The 14,702-nt window shown below is 71.5% G+C and carries 13 protein-coding genes; 6 read left to right on the top strand and 7 right to left on the bottom strand.

Annotation, left to right across the window (positions count from 1 at the left end):
- Positions 1-7: 7 nt before the first annotated feature.
- Together pucL and QA861_RS08170 are read left to right on the top strand one after the other, a co-directional pair.
- The gene (pucL, locus tag QA861_RS08175; protein ID WP_334587538.1) at positions 8-943 is read left to right on the top strand and encodes a factor-independent urate hydroxylase; all 936 of its coding nucleotides are present in this window, start codon (positions 8-10) and stop codon (positions 941-943) included.
- A 13-nt stretch (positions 944-956) separates the two neighbouring features.
- The gene (locus QA861_RS08170) at positions 957-2,330 is read left to right on the top strand and encodes an 8-oxoguanine deaminase (protein ID WP_334587537.1); all 1,374 of its coding nucleotides are present in this window, start codon (positions 957-959) and stop codon (positions 2,328-2,330) included.
- Between the two features lie 118 nt (positions 2,331-2,448).
- Here the strand turns inward: QA861_RS08170 and QA861_RS08165 are convergent, their stop codons facing one another.
- From QA861_RS08165 to QA861_RS08150, 4 genes are all read right to left on the bottom strand, one after another.
- Positions 2,449-2,871 carry an acyl-CoA thioesterase gene (locus QA861_RS08165; RefSeq protein ID WP_334587536.1) on the bottom strand — a complete coding sequence of 141 codons (423 nt, stop codon included), beginning with the start codon at positions 2,869-2,871 and terminating at the stop codon, positions 2,449-2,451.
- 102 nt (positions 2,872-2,973) lie between these two features.
- Positions 2,974-3,627: a hypothetical protein gene (locus tag QA861_RS08160; RefSeq protein WP_334587535.1), complete on the bottom strand. Its 654-nt coding sequence runs from the start codon at positions 3,625-3,627 to the stop codon at positions 2,974-2,976.
- Between the two features lie 62 nt (positions 3,628-3,689).
- The gene (locus QA861_RS08155; RefSeq protein ID WP_334587534.1) at positions 3,690-4,235 is read right to left on the bottom strand and encodes an HAD domain-containing protein; all 546 of its coding nucleotides are present in this window, start codon (positions 4,233-4,235) and stop codon (positions 3,690-3,692) included.
- Positions 4,236-4,283: 48 nt separating this feature from the next.
- Entirely contained in the window at positions 4,284-5,492 is a 1,209-nt protein-coding gene (locus QA861_RS08150; RefSeq protein ID WP_334587533.1) for a pyridoxal phosphate-dependent aminotransferase, read from the bottom strand.
- A gap of 86 nt (positions 5,493-5,578) precedes the next feature.
- Between QA861_RS08150 and QA861_RS08145 the strand changes: the two genes are divergently transcribed.
- Complete coding sequence (locus tag QA861_RS08145; RefSeq protein WP_334587532.1) at positions 5,579-6,223, top strand: winged helix-turn-helix transcriptional regulator; 645 nt, start codon at positions 5,579-5,581, stop codon at positions 6,221-6,223.
- Between the two features lie 61 nt (positions 6,224-6,284).
- Here QA861_RS08145 and QA861_RS08140 read toward each other — a convergent pair whose 3' ends face one another.
- From QA861_RS08140 to QA861_RS08130, 3 genes are read right to left on the bottom strand one after another with little or no spacing between them, the layout of a single operon-like run.
- Entirely contained in the window at positions 6,285-7,130 is an 846-nt protein-coding gene (locus QA861_RS08140) for a hypothetical protein (RefSeq protein WP_334587531.1), read from the bottom strand.
- Complete coding sequence (locus tag QA861_RS08135) at positions 7,130-8,395, bottom strand: VWA domain-containing protein (protein ID WP_334587530.1); 1,266 nt, start codon at positions 8,393-8,395, stop codon at positions 7,130-7,132. The genes QA861_RS08140 and QA861_RS08135 overlap by 1 nt, the downstream gene beginning before the upstream one ends.
- A gap of 47 nt (positions 8,396-8,442) precedes the next feature.
- Positions 8,443-9,948: an IucA/IucC family protein gene (locus tag QA861_RS08130; RefSeq protein ID WP_334587529.1), complete on the bottom strand. Its 1,506-nt coding sequence runs from the start codon at positions 9,946-9,948 to the stop codon at positions 8,443-8,445.
- A 137-nt stretch (positions 9,949-10,085) separates the two neighbouring features.
- On the opposite strand from QA861_RS08130, the gene QA861_RS08125 reads away from it, so the two are divergent.
- The 3 genes from QA861_RS08125 to QA861_RS08115 all read left to right on the top strand — a co-directional run bounded on the left by QA861_RS08125 (position 10,086) and on the right by QA861_RS08115 (position 14,617).
- Entirely contained in the window at positions 10,086-11,600 is a 1,515-nt protein-coding gene (locus tag QA861_RS08125) for an IucA/IucC family protein (RefSeq protein WP_443041459.1), read from the top strand.
- A 170-nt stretch (positions 11,601-11,770) separates the two neighbouring features.
- A complete protein-coding gene (locus QA861_RS08120; RefSeq protein ID WP_334587528.1) occupies positions 11,771-13,978 on the top strand; it encodes a protein kinase domain-containing protein in 2,208 nt (735 codons plus the stop codon).
- A gap of 150 nt (positions 13,979-14,128) precedes the next feature.
- The gene (locus QA861_RS08115; RefSeq protein ID WP_334587527.1) at positions 14,129-14,617 is read left to right on the top strand and encodes a GNAT family N-acetyltransferase; all 489 of its coding nucleotides are present in this window, start codon (positions 14,129-14,131) and stop codon (positions 14,615-14,617) included.
- Positions 14,618-14,702: the final 85 nt, after the last annotated feature.

The following is a 14,702-nucleotide window of genomic DNA, read 5'->3' as shown; positions in this document are numbered from 1 at the left end:
CAGCACCATGACCGATGCAGCCAGGACCGATTCAGCAGGCGGCGCCCGCCCCGTGTTTCTCGGGCAGAACCAGTACGGCAAGGCCGAGAACCGCGTCGTGCGCGTCACCCGCGACGGTGCCACCCACCACGTCAAGGACCTCAACGTCTCCGTGTCGCTCTCGGGCGACATGGACGAGGTCCACCTCTCCGGCTCGAACGCGAACGTCCTGCCGACGGACACCACCAAGAACACGGTGTACGCCTTCGCCAAGGAGCACGGCATCGACTCCGCCGAGCAGTTCGGCATCCACCTGGCCCGGCACTTCGTGACCAGTCAGGAACCGATCAAGAAGGCGCGCGTCCGGATCGAGGAGTACTCCTGGGAGCGGATCGAGACGGCCGGCGAGGGCGAGCACTCCTTCGCCCGGCAGGGCCAGGAGACCCGACTCGCCCAGATCACGTACGACGGCTCGTCGTGGGAGGTCGTCTCCGGGCTCAAGGACCTGGTCGTGATGAACACGACCGACTCCGAGTTCTGGGGCTACGTCAAGGACAAGTACACGACGCTCCCCGAGGCGTACGACCGCATCCTGGCGACCCAGGTGTCCGCGCGCTGGCGCTTCAACTGGTCCGACGAGGAGCGGGAGATGCCCGACTGGGAGGAGTCCTACGAGCGGACGCGCGGGCATCTGCTCTCGGCCTTCGCGGAGACCTACTCGCTCTCGCTCCAGCAGACCCTGTTCCAGATGGGCGCGCGGATCATCGAGCACCGCGACGAGATCGACGAGGTGCGTTTCGCCCTCCCCAACAAGCATCACTTCCTGGTGGACCTGAAGCCGTTCGGACTGAAGAACGACAACGAGGTCTACCTCGCCGCCGACCGGCCGTACGGCCTGATCGAGGGCACGATCCTGCGTGACGGCGCCGAGCCGCGCATCCCCGCCGACCTCACCAACCTGTAAGGACGTCCTTGCGATGGTTCAGCGCATCGTCATCGAGAACTGCGCGGTCGCGACCGTGGACGCCGCCGACACCGAGTACGCGTCCGGGCATGTGGTGATCGCCGGCAACCGTATCGAGTCGGTCGGCGCGGGCAAGGCCCCCGAGGGCCTCGCGGACGTGGTCCGGCGCATCGACGCGAGCGGCCACCTCGTCACCCCCGGCCTCGTCAACACGCACCACCACTACTACCAGTGGATCACCCGGGGCCTGGCCACCGACCACAACCTCTTCGACTGGCTGGTGGCGCTCTACCCGACGTGGGCGCGCATCGACGAGCAGATGGTCCGCGCGGCGGCGCAGGGCTCGCTGGCCATGATGGCCCGCGGCGGAGTCACGACCGCCATGGACCACCACTACGTCTTCCCCAAGGACTCCGGCGACCTGTCCGGCGCGATCATCGGCGCGGCCCGCGAGATGGGCGTCCGCTTCACCCTCGCCCGCGGCTCGATGGACCGCAGCGAGAAGGACGGCGGCCTGCCCCCGGACTTCGCCGTCGAGACCCTGGAGGGAGCGCTCGCCGCCACCGAGGCCACGGTCGACGAACACCACGACCCCTCCTTCGACGCCATGACCCAGATCGCGGTCGCCCCCTGCTCGCCGTTCTCCGTCTCGACCGAACTGCTGCGCCAGGGAGCCGAGTTGGCCCGGCGCAAGGGTGTCCGCCTGCACACGCACGGCTCGGAGACGGTCGAGGAGGAGCAGTTCTGCAAGGAACTGTTCGGCATGGGACCGACCGACTACTTCGAGTCCACGGGCTGGCTCGGCGAGGACGTGTGGATGGCCCACTGCGTCCACATGAACGACTCGGACATCGCCGCCTTCGCCCGTACGAAGACGGGTGTGGCCCACTGTCCGTCCTCCAACGCCCGGCTGGCGGCGGGTATCGCACGCGTCCCGGACATGCTCGCGGCCGGCGTCCCGGTCGGCCTCGGCGTCGACGGCACCGCGTCCAACGAGTCCGGCGAACTCCACACCGAACTGCGCAACGCCCTCCTCATCAACCGCCTCGGGGCGCACCGGGAAGCGGCCCTGAACGCTCGTCAGGCCCTGCGCCTCGGTACGTACGGGGGTGCCCAAGTCCTGGGCCGGGCACGGGAGACGGGGTCGCTGGAGCCGGGCAAGCTCGCCGACCTGGTCCTCTGGAACCTGGACACCCTGGCCCACGCGTCGATCGCCGATCCGGTCATCGCCCTCGTCTTCGGCGCGGCGGCCCCGGTCACCGCGTCCTTCGTGAACGGCGAACAGATCGTCGAGAACGGGCGGTTGCTGCACGTCGACGAGGACGAGATCGCCCGCTCGACGCGTGCGGAGGCCCGGCGGCTGGCAGCGGTCGCGGCGCGCGCCTGAGGTGCCGGGCGCGTCGTGAACAGGGCGCCCGCATAGACCTCCGGCCGAGGGGGACGGCCCTCGGCCGGAGTCGCGCCGTCACACCACCGGTCAGCCGAAAGGTCGCTGTGAGTGCCGCTCAGAGGCCGAACAGCTGCGGCTCCGACGCCAGTGTGCGGAAGTACTTCTTCGGGTCGGCGACCAGCTTGCGTGCCTGGAGGTCCATCAGCCCGCCGACCGCCGTGAGTTCCGCCGCGACCGAGCCGTCGGCCTTGCGGATCGTCTGCCGGATCCGGAAGGTCTTGCCCTCGCCCCAGATGAAGTCGCAGGTCACCTCCACGTCGTCGCCCGCGAGCAGCTCCCGCTGATAGCGGATGGTGGTCTCCAGAGCCACCGGTCCCACGCCCTCGGCTATCAGCTCCGCCTGGCTGATGCCGGCCGCGTGGAGTAACGACCAGCGGGCGTGTTCCGCGTAGTTGAGATACACACTCTGATTGACGTGCCCCTGCATATCGGTCTCGTACCCGCGCACGGTCACCGGGACGGAAAACGGTTCGGCCACGACTTCCCCTTCACGACAACTCGACAGCTCGACTTCATGACGAGGGCGCAAGCGTACTGAGCGGTTGCTCACGGCCGTCAACCGCCTTCGCGTACCCGGCTGTCACTTCCGCCGGGGTGACGCCAGCAGATAGCGCGCGCCGGTACGCGGTTCGGTGTGCTCGCCGACCTGCCAGCCCGCCTTCTCCAGAGTGGCCGCACAGGCCCGCAGCGCGTCACCGTCGGGCTCACGCACGGCGACGGCCTCCGGCTGTGGAGTCGCCCGCACCCGGTAGCCACCACCGGTCCCGCCCCCGCCTCCGTCCTCGGGGTGGTGCCCGGCCGCCTCCAGCGCCAGCGCGGCGGCCTGCACCAGATGCGTACGCTCCCAGCCGCACGGACGGTCCATGGCGCCGTCCGTATTGGTCATCCGGCGCAGCTCCAGCAGCCCCTGCCAGGCACTGTGCACCTCACGGACCCGGGCGGGCCCGGCGGCCGGTATCTCCTCCTCGCCGCCCACCCGAGCGGCGAACACCCCCGGGGCTCCCGAGGCAGGGGCGACCTCGGCAGGGGCCGGCGGGTCCGTGCGCTGGGTCTCCTCGCGTATGCGATGGCCGGTCGGTGTCAGGAAGTGGGCGTGCGGTGGCCGCGGGTGCCGGAAGGCGAGCCCCCGCTTCACCAGCGCGGCGAGCTGGAACTCCGTACCCCGCAGCCGTCCGGTGACGGGGTCGGCGGCGTCGATGACGCGTCGCTGGGCGGGGGTCGGCGGACGGGTCATGGCGCACTCCTCCCCGGTCGTCGGCTGCTGAGGTCGAACGGTCGCTTCGACCCTTTCGAAGACTACGACCCGGGTCTGACAACGCGAGCCCAGCGCTCCAGCTCGGCGAACTCGCGCTCCCCGAGACCCCGGCGCGGGTCGATCTTCAGGAGAAGTGCCGGCCCGGCGTGGTGTTCGGCCACATGGCGGACGTCGAGGTCGGTGATCAGGTCGTCGACCCAGACGAAGGGGCGACCGTCGGCCCACTCCACGACGCGTCGTGTCTTCCAGTACAGGCCGTCGGGGTCCTCGGCGAACAGGTTGGTGAACTCGATCACCGGGAGGGCCGTCGGCAGGCCGATCACCGGGGCGATCATCTCGTTCGCCTCGTGCATCCAGGTCGTGGCCCACGCCAGGTCGTACGGCAGGGCGAGCAGCCGGGCGCCGTGTCCCGGGTGCAGCCGTATCCGCAGGCCCCGCCTGAGCCGGCGCGAGCCCGGTTTCTGCCGTGCGGACCAGTTGGCGGGGTGCACCCGGCGAGTCACGTACCCCCGGTGGCGCAGCAGCCGGGCGCGGAACGGGTTGAGGGGGCCGTCGACGTCGAGGAGCAGCAGCGGTCGGTCCGTCATGAGGAGGGGTTACCCATGACGGACGCCGGTCGACCGCCCCGGTCGGCGTTACTGCCGATAACCACTCAAAAAACGCCCGATCCGGCTGATCGCCACCTCCAGGTCGTCCGCGTACGGGAGCGTGAGGATGCGGAAGTGGTCGGGGGAGGGCCAGTTGAAGCCCGTCCCCTGCACGACCTGGATCTTCTCCTGGAGAAGCAGGTCCAGGACGAACTTCTCGTCGTCGTGGATCTTGTGCACGGCCGGGTCGAGGCGCGGGAACGCGTACAGCGCGCCCTTCGGCTTGACGCACGAGACGCCCGGGATCTCGTTGAGGCGTTCCCACGCGCGGTCGCGCTGTTCGCACAACCTGCCGCCGGGGGCGGTGAGTTCGTGGATGGACTGCCGGCCGCCGAGCGCGGCCTGGATGGCGTACTGCGCGGGCGCGTTGGGGCACAGGCGCATCGAGGCCAGCATGGTGAGGCCTTCGAGGTAGCTGCGCGCGTGCTGCTTCGGGCCGGTCACCACGAGCCAGCCCGAGCGGAAGCCGGCCACTCGGTACGTCTTCGACAGACCGCAGAAGGTGAGGACGACCAGGTCGGGGGCGAGGGTGGCGGCCGAGTGGTGCACCTCGTCGTCGTACAGGATCTGGTCGTAGATCTCGTCGGCGAAGACCATGAGGCCGTGACGGCGGGCCAGGTCGAGGATGCCCTCGATGATCTCCTTCGGGTAGACCGCGCCGGTGGGGTTGTTCGGGTTGATGATGACCACGGCCTTGGTGCGGTCGGTGATCTTCGCCGCCATGTCGTCCAGGTCCGGGTACCAGTCGGCCTGTTCGTCGCAGAGGTAGTGGACCGCCTTGCCTCCGGCGAGGGTCGTGACGGCCGTCCAGAGGGGGAAGTCCGGGGCGGGGATGAGGACTTCGTCGCCGTCCTCGACGAGGGCCTGGACGGCCATCGAGACCAGTTCCGAGACGCCGTTGCCGAGGAATACGTCGTCGACGTCGACCTCCAGGCCGCGGTCCTGGTAGCGCTGGGCGACGGCCCGGCGCGCGGAGAGGATGCCGCGCGAGTCCGTGTAGCCGTGGGCCTGCGGCAGCATGCGGATCATGTCCTGGAGGATCTCCGGCGGTGCCTCGAAGCCGAAGAGGGCGGGGTTGCCGGTGTTGAGGCGCAGGACGCTGTGGCCCGCCTCCTCCAGTGCGTCGGCGTGCTCGATCACCGGTCCGCGGATCTCGTAGCAGACCTCACTGAGCTTGCTCGACTGCCGGAACTCCATGCGCTTACGCCCCTCCGGTTCGTGTGTTGCTTGGTTTTACCAAGCTTCCGCTTGGAAAGTCCAACAACATGTCTAGACTGCGTCGCATGTCACCTCGCCGAAGCTACGACCAGCACTGTTCCGTCGCTCGCGCCCTCGATGTCGTCGGCGACCGCTGGACTCTCCTGATCGTCCGGGAGCTGCTGGCCGGTCCGCGCCGCTACACCGACCTGCACACGGACCTGCCGGGCGTCAGCACGGACGTACTGGCGTCGCGGCTCAAGGACATGGAGCGGGACGGCCTCACGACCCGGCGCAGGCTGCCCCCGCCGGGCGCCGCGTACGTGTACGAACTCACCGGCCGGGGAAGCCAGTTGCTGCCCGTGCTGCAGGCGCTGGGGGAGTGGGGCGGCCCCGAGCTGGGCGAGCGACGCGCCACGGACGCCGTACGGGCCCACTGGTTCGCGCTGCCTTTGCTGCGTGGGCTGGGCGCGGTGGACGGGGTGAGCGGCGGAGGGCTCGTCGAAGTCCGGCTGGAGGAGGGCCAGTTCCATCTGTACGTGGGTTCCCAGGACGTTCCGGTGTACGGGACCGGCCCCGCGCCCGAGGAGCCCGACGCCCGCCTGACGATGGACACCGGCACGTGTGCGGCGGTCGGCCGGGGAGACGCGAGCGTGCTGGACGCCGTACGGGACGGACGTATCGAGGTGACCGGCGACGGGACACTCGCCAAGGCCCTGCGCGAGGCCTGAGGCACGGCATGCCCGCCGCGACCCTGCGCGGCGGGCATGCCGACGAACCGTCGGCTTCGGGTCAGGCGCCCGGCGGAACCTGCCTCGGGCGGCCCGAGCCGCGCGTCAGGGCGTAGCCGGCGACGCCCGCCAGAGCGGCCAGCGCGCCGCCGATCGCCGTCCAGACCCAGCGGTCGGACCACCAGCCGGAGGACCAGCCGTCGTCGGGCTCGATGCTCGACAGCACTGCGGACGCCGTCGAACTGTCCCCGGTGTCCTTGGACTTGACCGCGATCCCGGGAACCAGCGGCTCGGCCAGCGAGCCGTCCACGGCCGCCGCACCACCGATGTCCTTGGAGTCGACCCGCACTTGGGCGTCGACCGGGAGGCCGAGGTCGGAGGTCGGAAGGTTCACGGCCGTCAGCCTGACGTAGTACGTGCCCGGCAGCGGGTCGTTGGCCCACGGCTCCGACCAGGCGCGGACCGTGCGCAGGGTGCACGCCAGCTCCACGGACGCGGTGTCCGAGGCGGCGGTGCGCGTCTGGGCGCCGTACTGGCAGGCCTGACGGCGCCGCAGGCCGTCGTACACGTCGAGCTGCCAGGCCTCCGACGCGTGTGTGTCCGGCAGCTTCACCGTCGCCTTGACGGTGGGGCGTTGGCCGGAGTCCGCAGGGAACGACCAGTACAGGTAGTCGCCCGCGGAACCGCTCGCGGTGGCCTGCTGACCCTGGTCGATCTCCGTCGCAGTACGGAACGACGTGCCCGCCGAGGTGGGGGCCGAGCTGCCGTCCGAGGGGCTCGGGGAAGGGGAGGCGTCGGCGACGGCCGGGGTCGCGGCCAGCCCGAGCAGCAGCACGGCCGAGCCCAACACGCGGGTCCCGCGCAGCAGTTGTCTTACCGGAACTCGCATCACTCGTACAACTCGCATCAGTTGGTCCTCCCGACCGAGACCCGCAGGCGCGAGATCCAGCCCCACAGGACACCCGTGAGGAAGCCGAACAGGACGAGCGCGCCCAGCAGCCACCAGCCGCGGCCGAGACCGAAGGAGGCCACGTCGCTCGCCTGGCTCGGGCCGTCGACGACGTCGACGGTCAGTTCGAGCGGCAGACCGGGCGTGGACCGCACACCACTGGCCGCCGAGAAGGAGTTGGTGACCTGGAGACACACCGTCTCGGCCGCCGGCTTGTCCTCGTCGTCGGCCTCCGCCTTCGGATAGCGCAGACCGGTCGAGATGACATCGGTACGGCCGGTGCCGTTGCCCTCGCCGCGGACGATCTCACGGCCGTGCGTGGTCACCGCCCGCAGCAGCACCCCGTAGTCGGGGTTGACGGCCCGGTCGGCGGACACGCTCACCGAGGCGCGCAGTTCCTGCCCGGGAAGCACGTCGACGCGGTACCAGCGCTGCTGGCCGAACTCCTCGCGGTCCGTGTAGAGACCGGACTTCACCGCAGGAGCGCTCGTGCATCCCGCCGCGCCCTCGACGGCCACCGGCGTCACCACCGGGTCGGCGGCCCGGACAACCAACTGGTTGACCTTGTCGGTGAGTTCGTCCGTGTGCTCGACCGAGGTGTACGTCCCGCCGGTCGCCTCCGCGATACAGCTCAGCTGCTGCCGCATCTTGGTGTTCGGGACCAGGCCGAGGGTGTCGATGGTGAGCCCGATGCCCTTGGCCGCGATCTCCCGGGCCACCTCGCACGGGTCGAGCGGCGCGCAGGTGTCCTCGCCGTCACTGATGAGCACGATGCGCTTGGTGCCCTCACCGCCGTTCAGGTCGTCGGCGGCCTTCAGCAGTGAGGGACCGATCGGCGTCCACCCGGTGGGTGTGAGCGTCGCGACCGCCGCCTTGGCCTCCGTGCGGTCGAGCGGGCCCACCGGGTAGAGCTGCGCGGTGTCCTTGCAGCCCTGCTTGCGGTCGTCGCCCGGGTAGTTGGCGCCCAGCGTGCGGATGCCGAGCTGTACCTCCTCGGGTGTCGCGTCCAGCACCTCGTTGAACGCCTGCTTCGCCGCGGCCATCCGCGACTGGCCGTCGATGTCGCGCGCCCGCATCGAACCGCTGACGTCGAGGAGGAGGTTGACCTTGGGTGCGAGTGCGGTGGTTTCGTCGGCGACGGCTTCGGCCGGGACCGCGATCGCGGCCGCCAGGGCGGCGAGCAGGGCGCAGGCGCCCGCCGCCAGCCGTTGTCTTGTGATCATCGACGGATCCTATTGACCCTGGGCGACCCGCTTCAAAACGGGTCCCGTCAGCTGCCCTCTTTCGTCACCTCTCCCAGTGGATTGGGCAGTTGGGTCCACAGATCTCCGGGCGAGTCCGGAGACAGCCGCATCAGGGTCAACGCCTTGGTGGGCAACGGCTGTTCGAGCAGCGCCAGGAGATCGGGCGTGCGCGGCAGTCCCGGTACGGCCGCCTCCAGCGCCTCCCGCAGTGCCGCCTCGGAACCGGCGGTCGCACCCAGCGCCCCCGCCACCAGCGAACCGAACAGCTTGCGGCGCAGGGCCGGTTCGTCGTCGGTGACGATCCGTCCGGTCAGCTCCGGCGCCGCGATGCCGTGAGCGGCCAGCCGGGCCGGGCTGACCCTGATGTCGGCGAGGTCGCGGTAGACCAGCCGCAGCGGGTCCCCGGTCGCCGACAGCACGACGAGGAGATTCTGACCGTGGGCCTCCAGGGCGACGCCCAGATCGAGCAGGCGCAGACCGACGGTGAGGGCGAGACGCGTGAACTCGGCAAGCCAGGACGGAGATCGTGGAAACCGGGTGGCGGCGAGAGCCCCGACGGGAACGACGTACTCACCGGCCCCCGGGTCCGCGTACAGGTCCGGCGACTCCCTCAGCACCGCCGCCAGATCGGGGGAGTCGGCGGTGACCGCGCCGAGGGTGCGGGTGATGTGCAGCAGCCCGTCGAGACGCGCGGCCATGGACTCCATGAACGCCGACACCGTCGCCGCCGTCTCGATCGAGTACGGCGAGATGTCCCGTACCGAGGAGGTGAGCCGGGCGCTCAACGCCGTCTTGAGATGCGGTCCGCCCGCCGGGAGCGCCAGACTGCGCAGGGACATCAGCGGATGCCCCGACAACCCACCCCGGGCGGGGAGTTCGAGTACGTGCTCCGCCTGCCAGGGATGCACCGGAATCAGCGGACGCCCCCCGTCCCGCAGCCACTCGGGCCACTCGCCCCGCACGGCACAGTCGTCCACCGCCACCAGCGGCAGTTCCACGACCGGCCGGTGCTCCGGCCCGTACGCGAGCTGCTCGGCCACCGAGAACCCGGGCCGGGAACGGCAGTTGGGGTGGAAAGGATGCCCGTCGACGACCCGCTGCTCCCACTCCCAGCCGGTCACGGGCGCACGCAGGGCGTGCTCCTGGTCGGCGCGGGACAGCGCCAACGAGGCGACGCTGTCGCCGAGTTCGACCGCGAAGGCGGCCCCGTGCGGGACGGCCAGGTCCGTCATCAGCCGCGCCGGATCCTCGTACGACACCGCCCCGAGCCGCACGGCGCCGACCCGGCCGTCGACGGCGTACGGATCGGCGTACGGGCCCTCCAGCCGGCGGCCGTCCGCCAGCAGAAGACCCGCACCGTTCTCGCGGCTGACGATCCACGGCAGCGGCTCGTGGACGAGCGCCCGCCACAGCCGGGTCAGGACGGCGGCCCGCGCGCCGGGCAGCTCGGCCGCGTACCGCGGGACGAGGTCGGGCCGTACGGCGGCCAGTTCGTCGGCGACCTCGGCCTCTGCGCTGGAGGGACGGTGCACGGGCGGGCTCCTCGGGTGCGGGTTCCGGTACGGGTATGTGCTGATGAGCGGGCGTGGACGACGACAGCCATACTGATCGCCAGTGCACTGCGGGAAACCGCAACCGTAGGGAAGTACCGTAAGAAACGAGGGAACGCGTGGACCCCACCAGGCCCCCCACCGCACCCCCGGCGACGCCCGCCACACCTGACGGCATCGGAGCGCGTGCCGACGCGTACGCGACCGCGCCCCTGCTCAACTGCCTGCTGCGGGAGGTGGCGCAGCCGCTCCCCGGCCCGGGCGCGCCGCGCGTGTACCGGCTGCCGAGCGGGGAGCGCCTGCTGCGCGTGCGGGGCGGACGGCGGGCCGCCGCGCCCGAGGTGAACACGGGCGGCGGCACCTGGCACCCGGTCTCCCACGCCGAACTCGTCAAGCTCGTGGCCGAGGAACTCCAGGCGCACACCGGCCTGTCCAACCCCGAGCTGCCCGCCGAGATGACCGACAGCCGGGACGCGGTCGCCGCACTGCTCACCGTCCGTGACGCCACCACCCCGCCCGACGACCCGTACCGGCGCTCCGAGCAGTCCCTCCTCACCGGGCACCCCTACCACCCGGCGCCCAAGGCGCGCGGCGGCGGCCCCGTCGCGGGCTGGCTGCCGTACGCGCCCGAGGCGTACGCAGCCTTTCCGCTGGTGCTGCTCGGCGTGCGCGAGGACACGGTCGCCGAGGAGGGCGACGTGTCCGCCCTGGACGCCTTCGGCACGGCCCCGCCCGGCTACCGGCTGCTGCCCGCCCACCCCTGGCAGCTCGACCTCGTCGGCCCGAGCCTGACCGACGCCTTCGCCGACGGGCGGCTGATCAGGCTGGGCACGACCGGGTTCGACACCTGGCCCACGGCGGCCGTCCGCACGCTGTACGCGCCCGAGCACGACCTCTTCGTCAAGTTCAGCCTCGACGTCCGCATCACCAACGACATACGCCGGCTCTGGCGCCACGACCTGCTGAATCTGCGCCGCGCGGACGCCGCGGTCGTCGCCGCCGCCGAGGGCCGGCCGGTCTGGCTCAGCGATCGGGGCTACCGCACCGCCGACTTCGCCTTCGAGGAACTGGCGGTCCTGGTCCGCGACGGCCTGCGCGACCAGGTCGTACCGGGCGCCACCCCGCTGCTGGCCGCCGCGCTGGTCGAGGGCTTCGACGGCAACCCGCTCGACGGGCTCGCCGACCCGGCCGCCTGGTGGACGGCGTATCTGCGCTGTGCCGTGCCACCGGTCGTCGAACTGTTCGCACGGTCCGGCGTCGTCATCGAGGCCCACCTCCAGAACTGTCTGATCGCGGTCGACGCCCATGGCACCCCCGTACAGGCCCTGTACCGGGACGCGGAGGGCGTGAAGCTGCTGCCGGACGTGACGCGGGTGGCGGGCTGGGAGCGGCTCGTGTACTGCCTCGTCGTCAACCACCTCACGGAGGTCGCGGAGGTACTGCGGGAACGCCACCCGGGCTTCGACCCCTGGCAGGCCGTACGCGGGGAACTGTCCCGCCACGACTTCCCCGAGATCGCCGCACTCCTCGCCTCGCCCACCCTGCCCGGCAAGACCAACCTGCTGCTGCGCTGGACCGGCGCCGACGGCGCCGACGCCCGCTATCTGCCACTGCGGAATCCGCTGGCGGAGTGAACCGGCGGAGCGAAGGGGAACCGTTCCGGACCCGATGACGTCATGAGCGGCACATCTAGACTGATGGCCGGTAATGGGGAGCATCGCGGCTGATTACGGCCGCTCGACGGGGACGGGGGCCGGGGCGATGCGTTCCCACAGCCGGACCGGAGAGGTGAGATGGGGGAGTCATGAAACCGCTCGGAGCAGGTGATCCCGCCTCTGTCGGGGAGGGCAGGTACCGGCTGGTCGGACGGCTCGGCCAGGGCGGAATGGGCGTCGTCTACTTCGGCCGGTCACGGTCGGGCCGGGCGGTGGCCGTCAAGGTCGTACGGCCCGAACTCAGCACGGAACCGGGGTTCCGGCGCAGATTCGCCGACGAGGTGGCCGCCGCCCGCCGCGTCGGCGGCTTCCACACCGCGCCGGTCGTGGACGCCGACCCGGAGGGCGAGCCGGCCTGGCTGGTGACGGCCTACATTCCCGGCCCCACGCTGCGGGACGTGCTCGACCAGGTGGGCCCGCTTCCCGCGGAGACGCTCACCGTGCTGGCCGCCGGCCTCGCCGAGGCGCTGGCCGCCATTCACCAGGCCGGGGTCATCCACCGCGACCTGAAACCCGCCAACATCATCGTCGCGGAGGACGGCCCCCGGGTCATCGACTTCGGCATCGCACGGGCCCTCGACGGTGCGGCCCTCACCCAGACCGGGTTCCAGATCGGCACGCTCGGCTTCCTCGCGCCGGAGCAACTCGTCGGCGGCACGCTCACTCCCGCGGTGGACATGTTCGCCCTGGGCGTGGTGCTCAGCCAGGCGGCGGGCGGCGCTCCCTTCGGCGACGGGGGGTCGGCGGCCTGGGCCTACCGCGTCGTCCACGAACAGCCGGATCTCACGGACGTGCCCGACCCGCTGCGCGGCCTGGTCGCGGCCTGTCTGGCCAAGGACCCGCTCGACCGCCCCGGTCCGTCGGAGTTCCTCGACCAGCTCACGGTCCGCCATCCGTCGGACACCTGGCTGCCGGCCGAGGCGACCGCGCTCATCCGGCGGCAGGCCCCCGCGGCATACCTCGCGGCGACGGACCACCCGTCCGCCGGACCCACCGACCCGCGTGCGACGGTGTCCGCGCCGCCGGTCGCTGATGGGCGGGCCTCGGGCACGGACCCGCGTGCGACGGTGTCCGCGCCGCCGGTCGCTGATGGGCGGGCCTCGGCCACGGACCCGCGTGCGACGGTTTCCGCGCCGCCGTCGGTCGCCGAGGAGCGGGCACCGGTCACCGACCCGCGCCCCGCCACGTCCGCCCCGACGATGCCTGCCGCGAGCCGGACCGTGGCCTCCCATCCCCTGACCGTCCAGTCGCCGCCCGGCCCCGGCTTCGGGCCCCCGCCGGTCCTCGCGCCGGCGCCGGTCCCGTCCGGCGACGCCGGGGTACGGAGGGGTCGCCGAGGGACGGTCGCCGTGACGGCGCTGTTGGTCGCGGCGGCCGTCGCGGGGCTGCTCGTGTGGCATCCCTGGACCGGTTCCGGCGCGCCCGGAGCCGACAAGGCCGGCGGGGCCTCGCCGTCGACCCGGCGATCGACCCCCGCCGCGTTCCCCGACGCCCCGCTGCTGGTCCGGCTGGACACGGACCCCGGATCGTCGGAATGTCACAGCGTGATCGGCCGCCGTGACTCCACCACGGACAACCCCGAGCAGCTGATCGACGGGACCTGCGACGCCCTCCCGCAGTGGTCCCCCGACCACAAGTCGTTCGCGTTCACCCGTAAGTCGGCGGAAGGGTCGGCCGTATGGACGGCGAACGCGGACGGTACCGGCGTCCGCCGGATCGCCGCCATCGCGGGCGGCCGGGTCTCCTGGTCCCCGGACGGCAGGCGACTGGCCGTCCTGCGCCGCGCGGACGGTGTGCAGCAGCTGTTCGCCGTGAACGTCTCGGACGGCTCCGCGCAGCAACTGACCACCGGCTCAGGGAAGGTGGAGGACCCGGCCTGGTCCCCCGACGGCAAGCTCATCGCCGTCTGCCTGCAGAAGACGTCGGGCTGGCAGGTCCACGTCGTCGATCCGGCGCAGCCGGGCGCCGAACCCCGGCAGGTGACCCACCAGTCCCGGCGTGCCCTGGACGCTGTCTGGTCCCCGGACGGCCGCTACTTCGCGTACACCGCCGGAGCACCCGGCGAGGGGACGGGAGGAGACATCCGTATCGCCAGGGCCGACGGCAGCGACGACAGGACGCTGGTGCGGACGGCCGCCCAGGAGATGGACCCGGTCTGGTCACCGGACGGCAAGTGGGTGGCCTTCGTCCGGGGACCCTTCGACCGGCCGGCGATCTGGGCGATCCGCGCGGACGGCACGGGTGCCCGCAAGCTCACCACCGGCAGCACACCGGAGGGACATCCGTCCTGGCGTTGAGGTAGGTGTCGCGATGCGCCGTCCCGGCTGCCATACGGGGTCGCAATGCTCACTTCATGAGAGAGGTCGTTACGGGAGTGGTGCGGGAACGCCCGCGCGAGCGGCCGACCCGCCGTACGAAGGCACTCCCCGGTGCGAAATACTCTCCCGATGGGTTCACGCACTTCTCCGATCAGCCGGCCGATCACGATACGGAGGGCCGTCGCGCGGGATGCCAAACGGCTCACGCGGCTGGTGCGTGGCTCAGGCGCCTATGAGGGTAAGTACGCAGCCGCAGTCGAGGGCTACCGGGTCGGTCCTGACTACATCGAGGCCCACCGGGCCTTTGTGGCCGTCGGCGCCGACGACCCCGGGGGCCGGATCCTCGGGTTCTACTTGCTCGTCCTTGCTCCACCGGAGCTCGACCTGCTGTTCGTCGCCGACGATGTGCAAGGGCGGGGAATCGGACGGCTACTCGTCGCGCACATGCAGTCCGAGGCCCGTGCGGCCGGGATCGACCGTCTCAGGGTCGTGTCGCACGTTCCCGCCGAGAACTTCTACTACCGCGTCGGTGCGGTGCGGACCGGGACGGCGTTCGCGAACCCGCCCGCCGTGCCGTGGGACCGCCCCGAATTCGAGTTTCGTATTCCTTCGGAATGACGCGGTGTGCCGGCTCCGTGTGTGCGGTCACCTCCGCCCTGGCGGGGGAGGCGGAGGTCAGGCCGTAGGCCGACTGCGGCCGGTC

Origin of the sequence: Streptomyces sp. B21-083, from assembly GCF_036898825.1 — a bacterium.
Taxonomy (GTDB): domain Bacteria; phylum Actinomycetota; class Actinomycetes; order Streptomycetales; family Streptomycetaceae; genus Streptomyces.
Note: the sequence above shows the minus strand (reverse complement) of the source record. Positions and strands in the feature narration are given on the sequence as shown.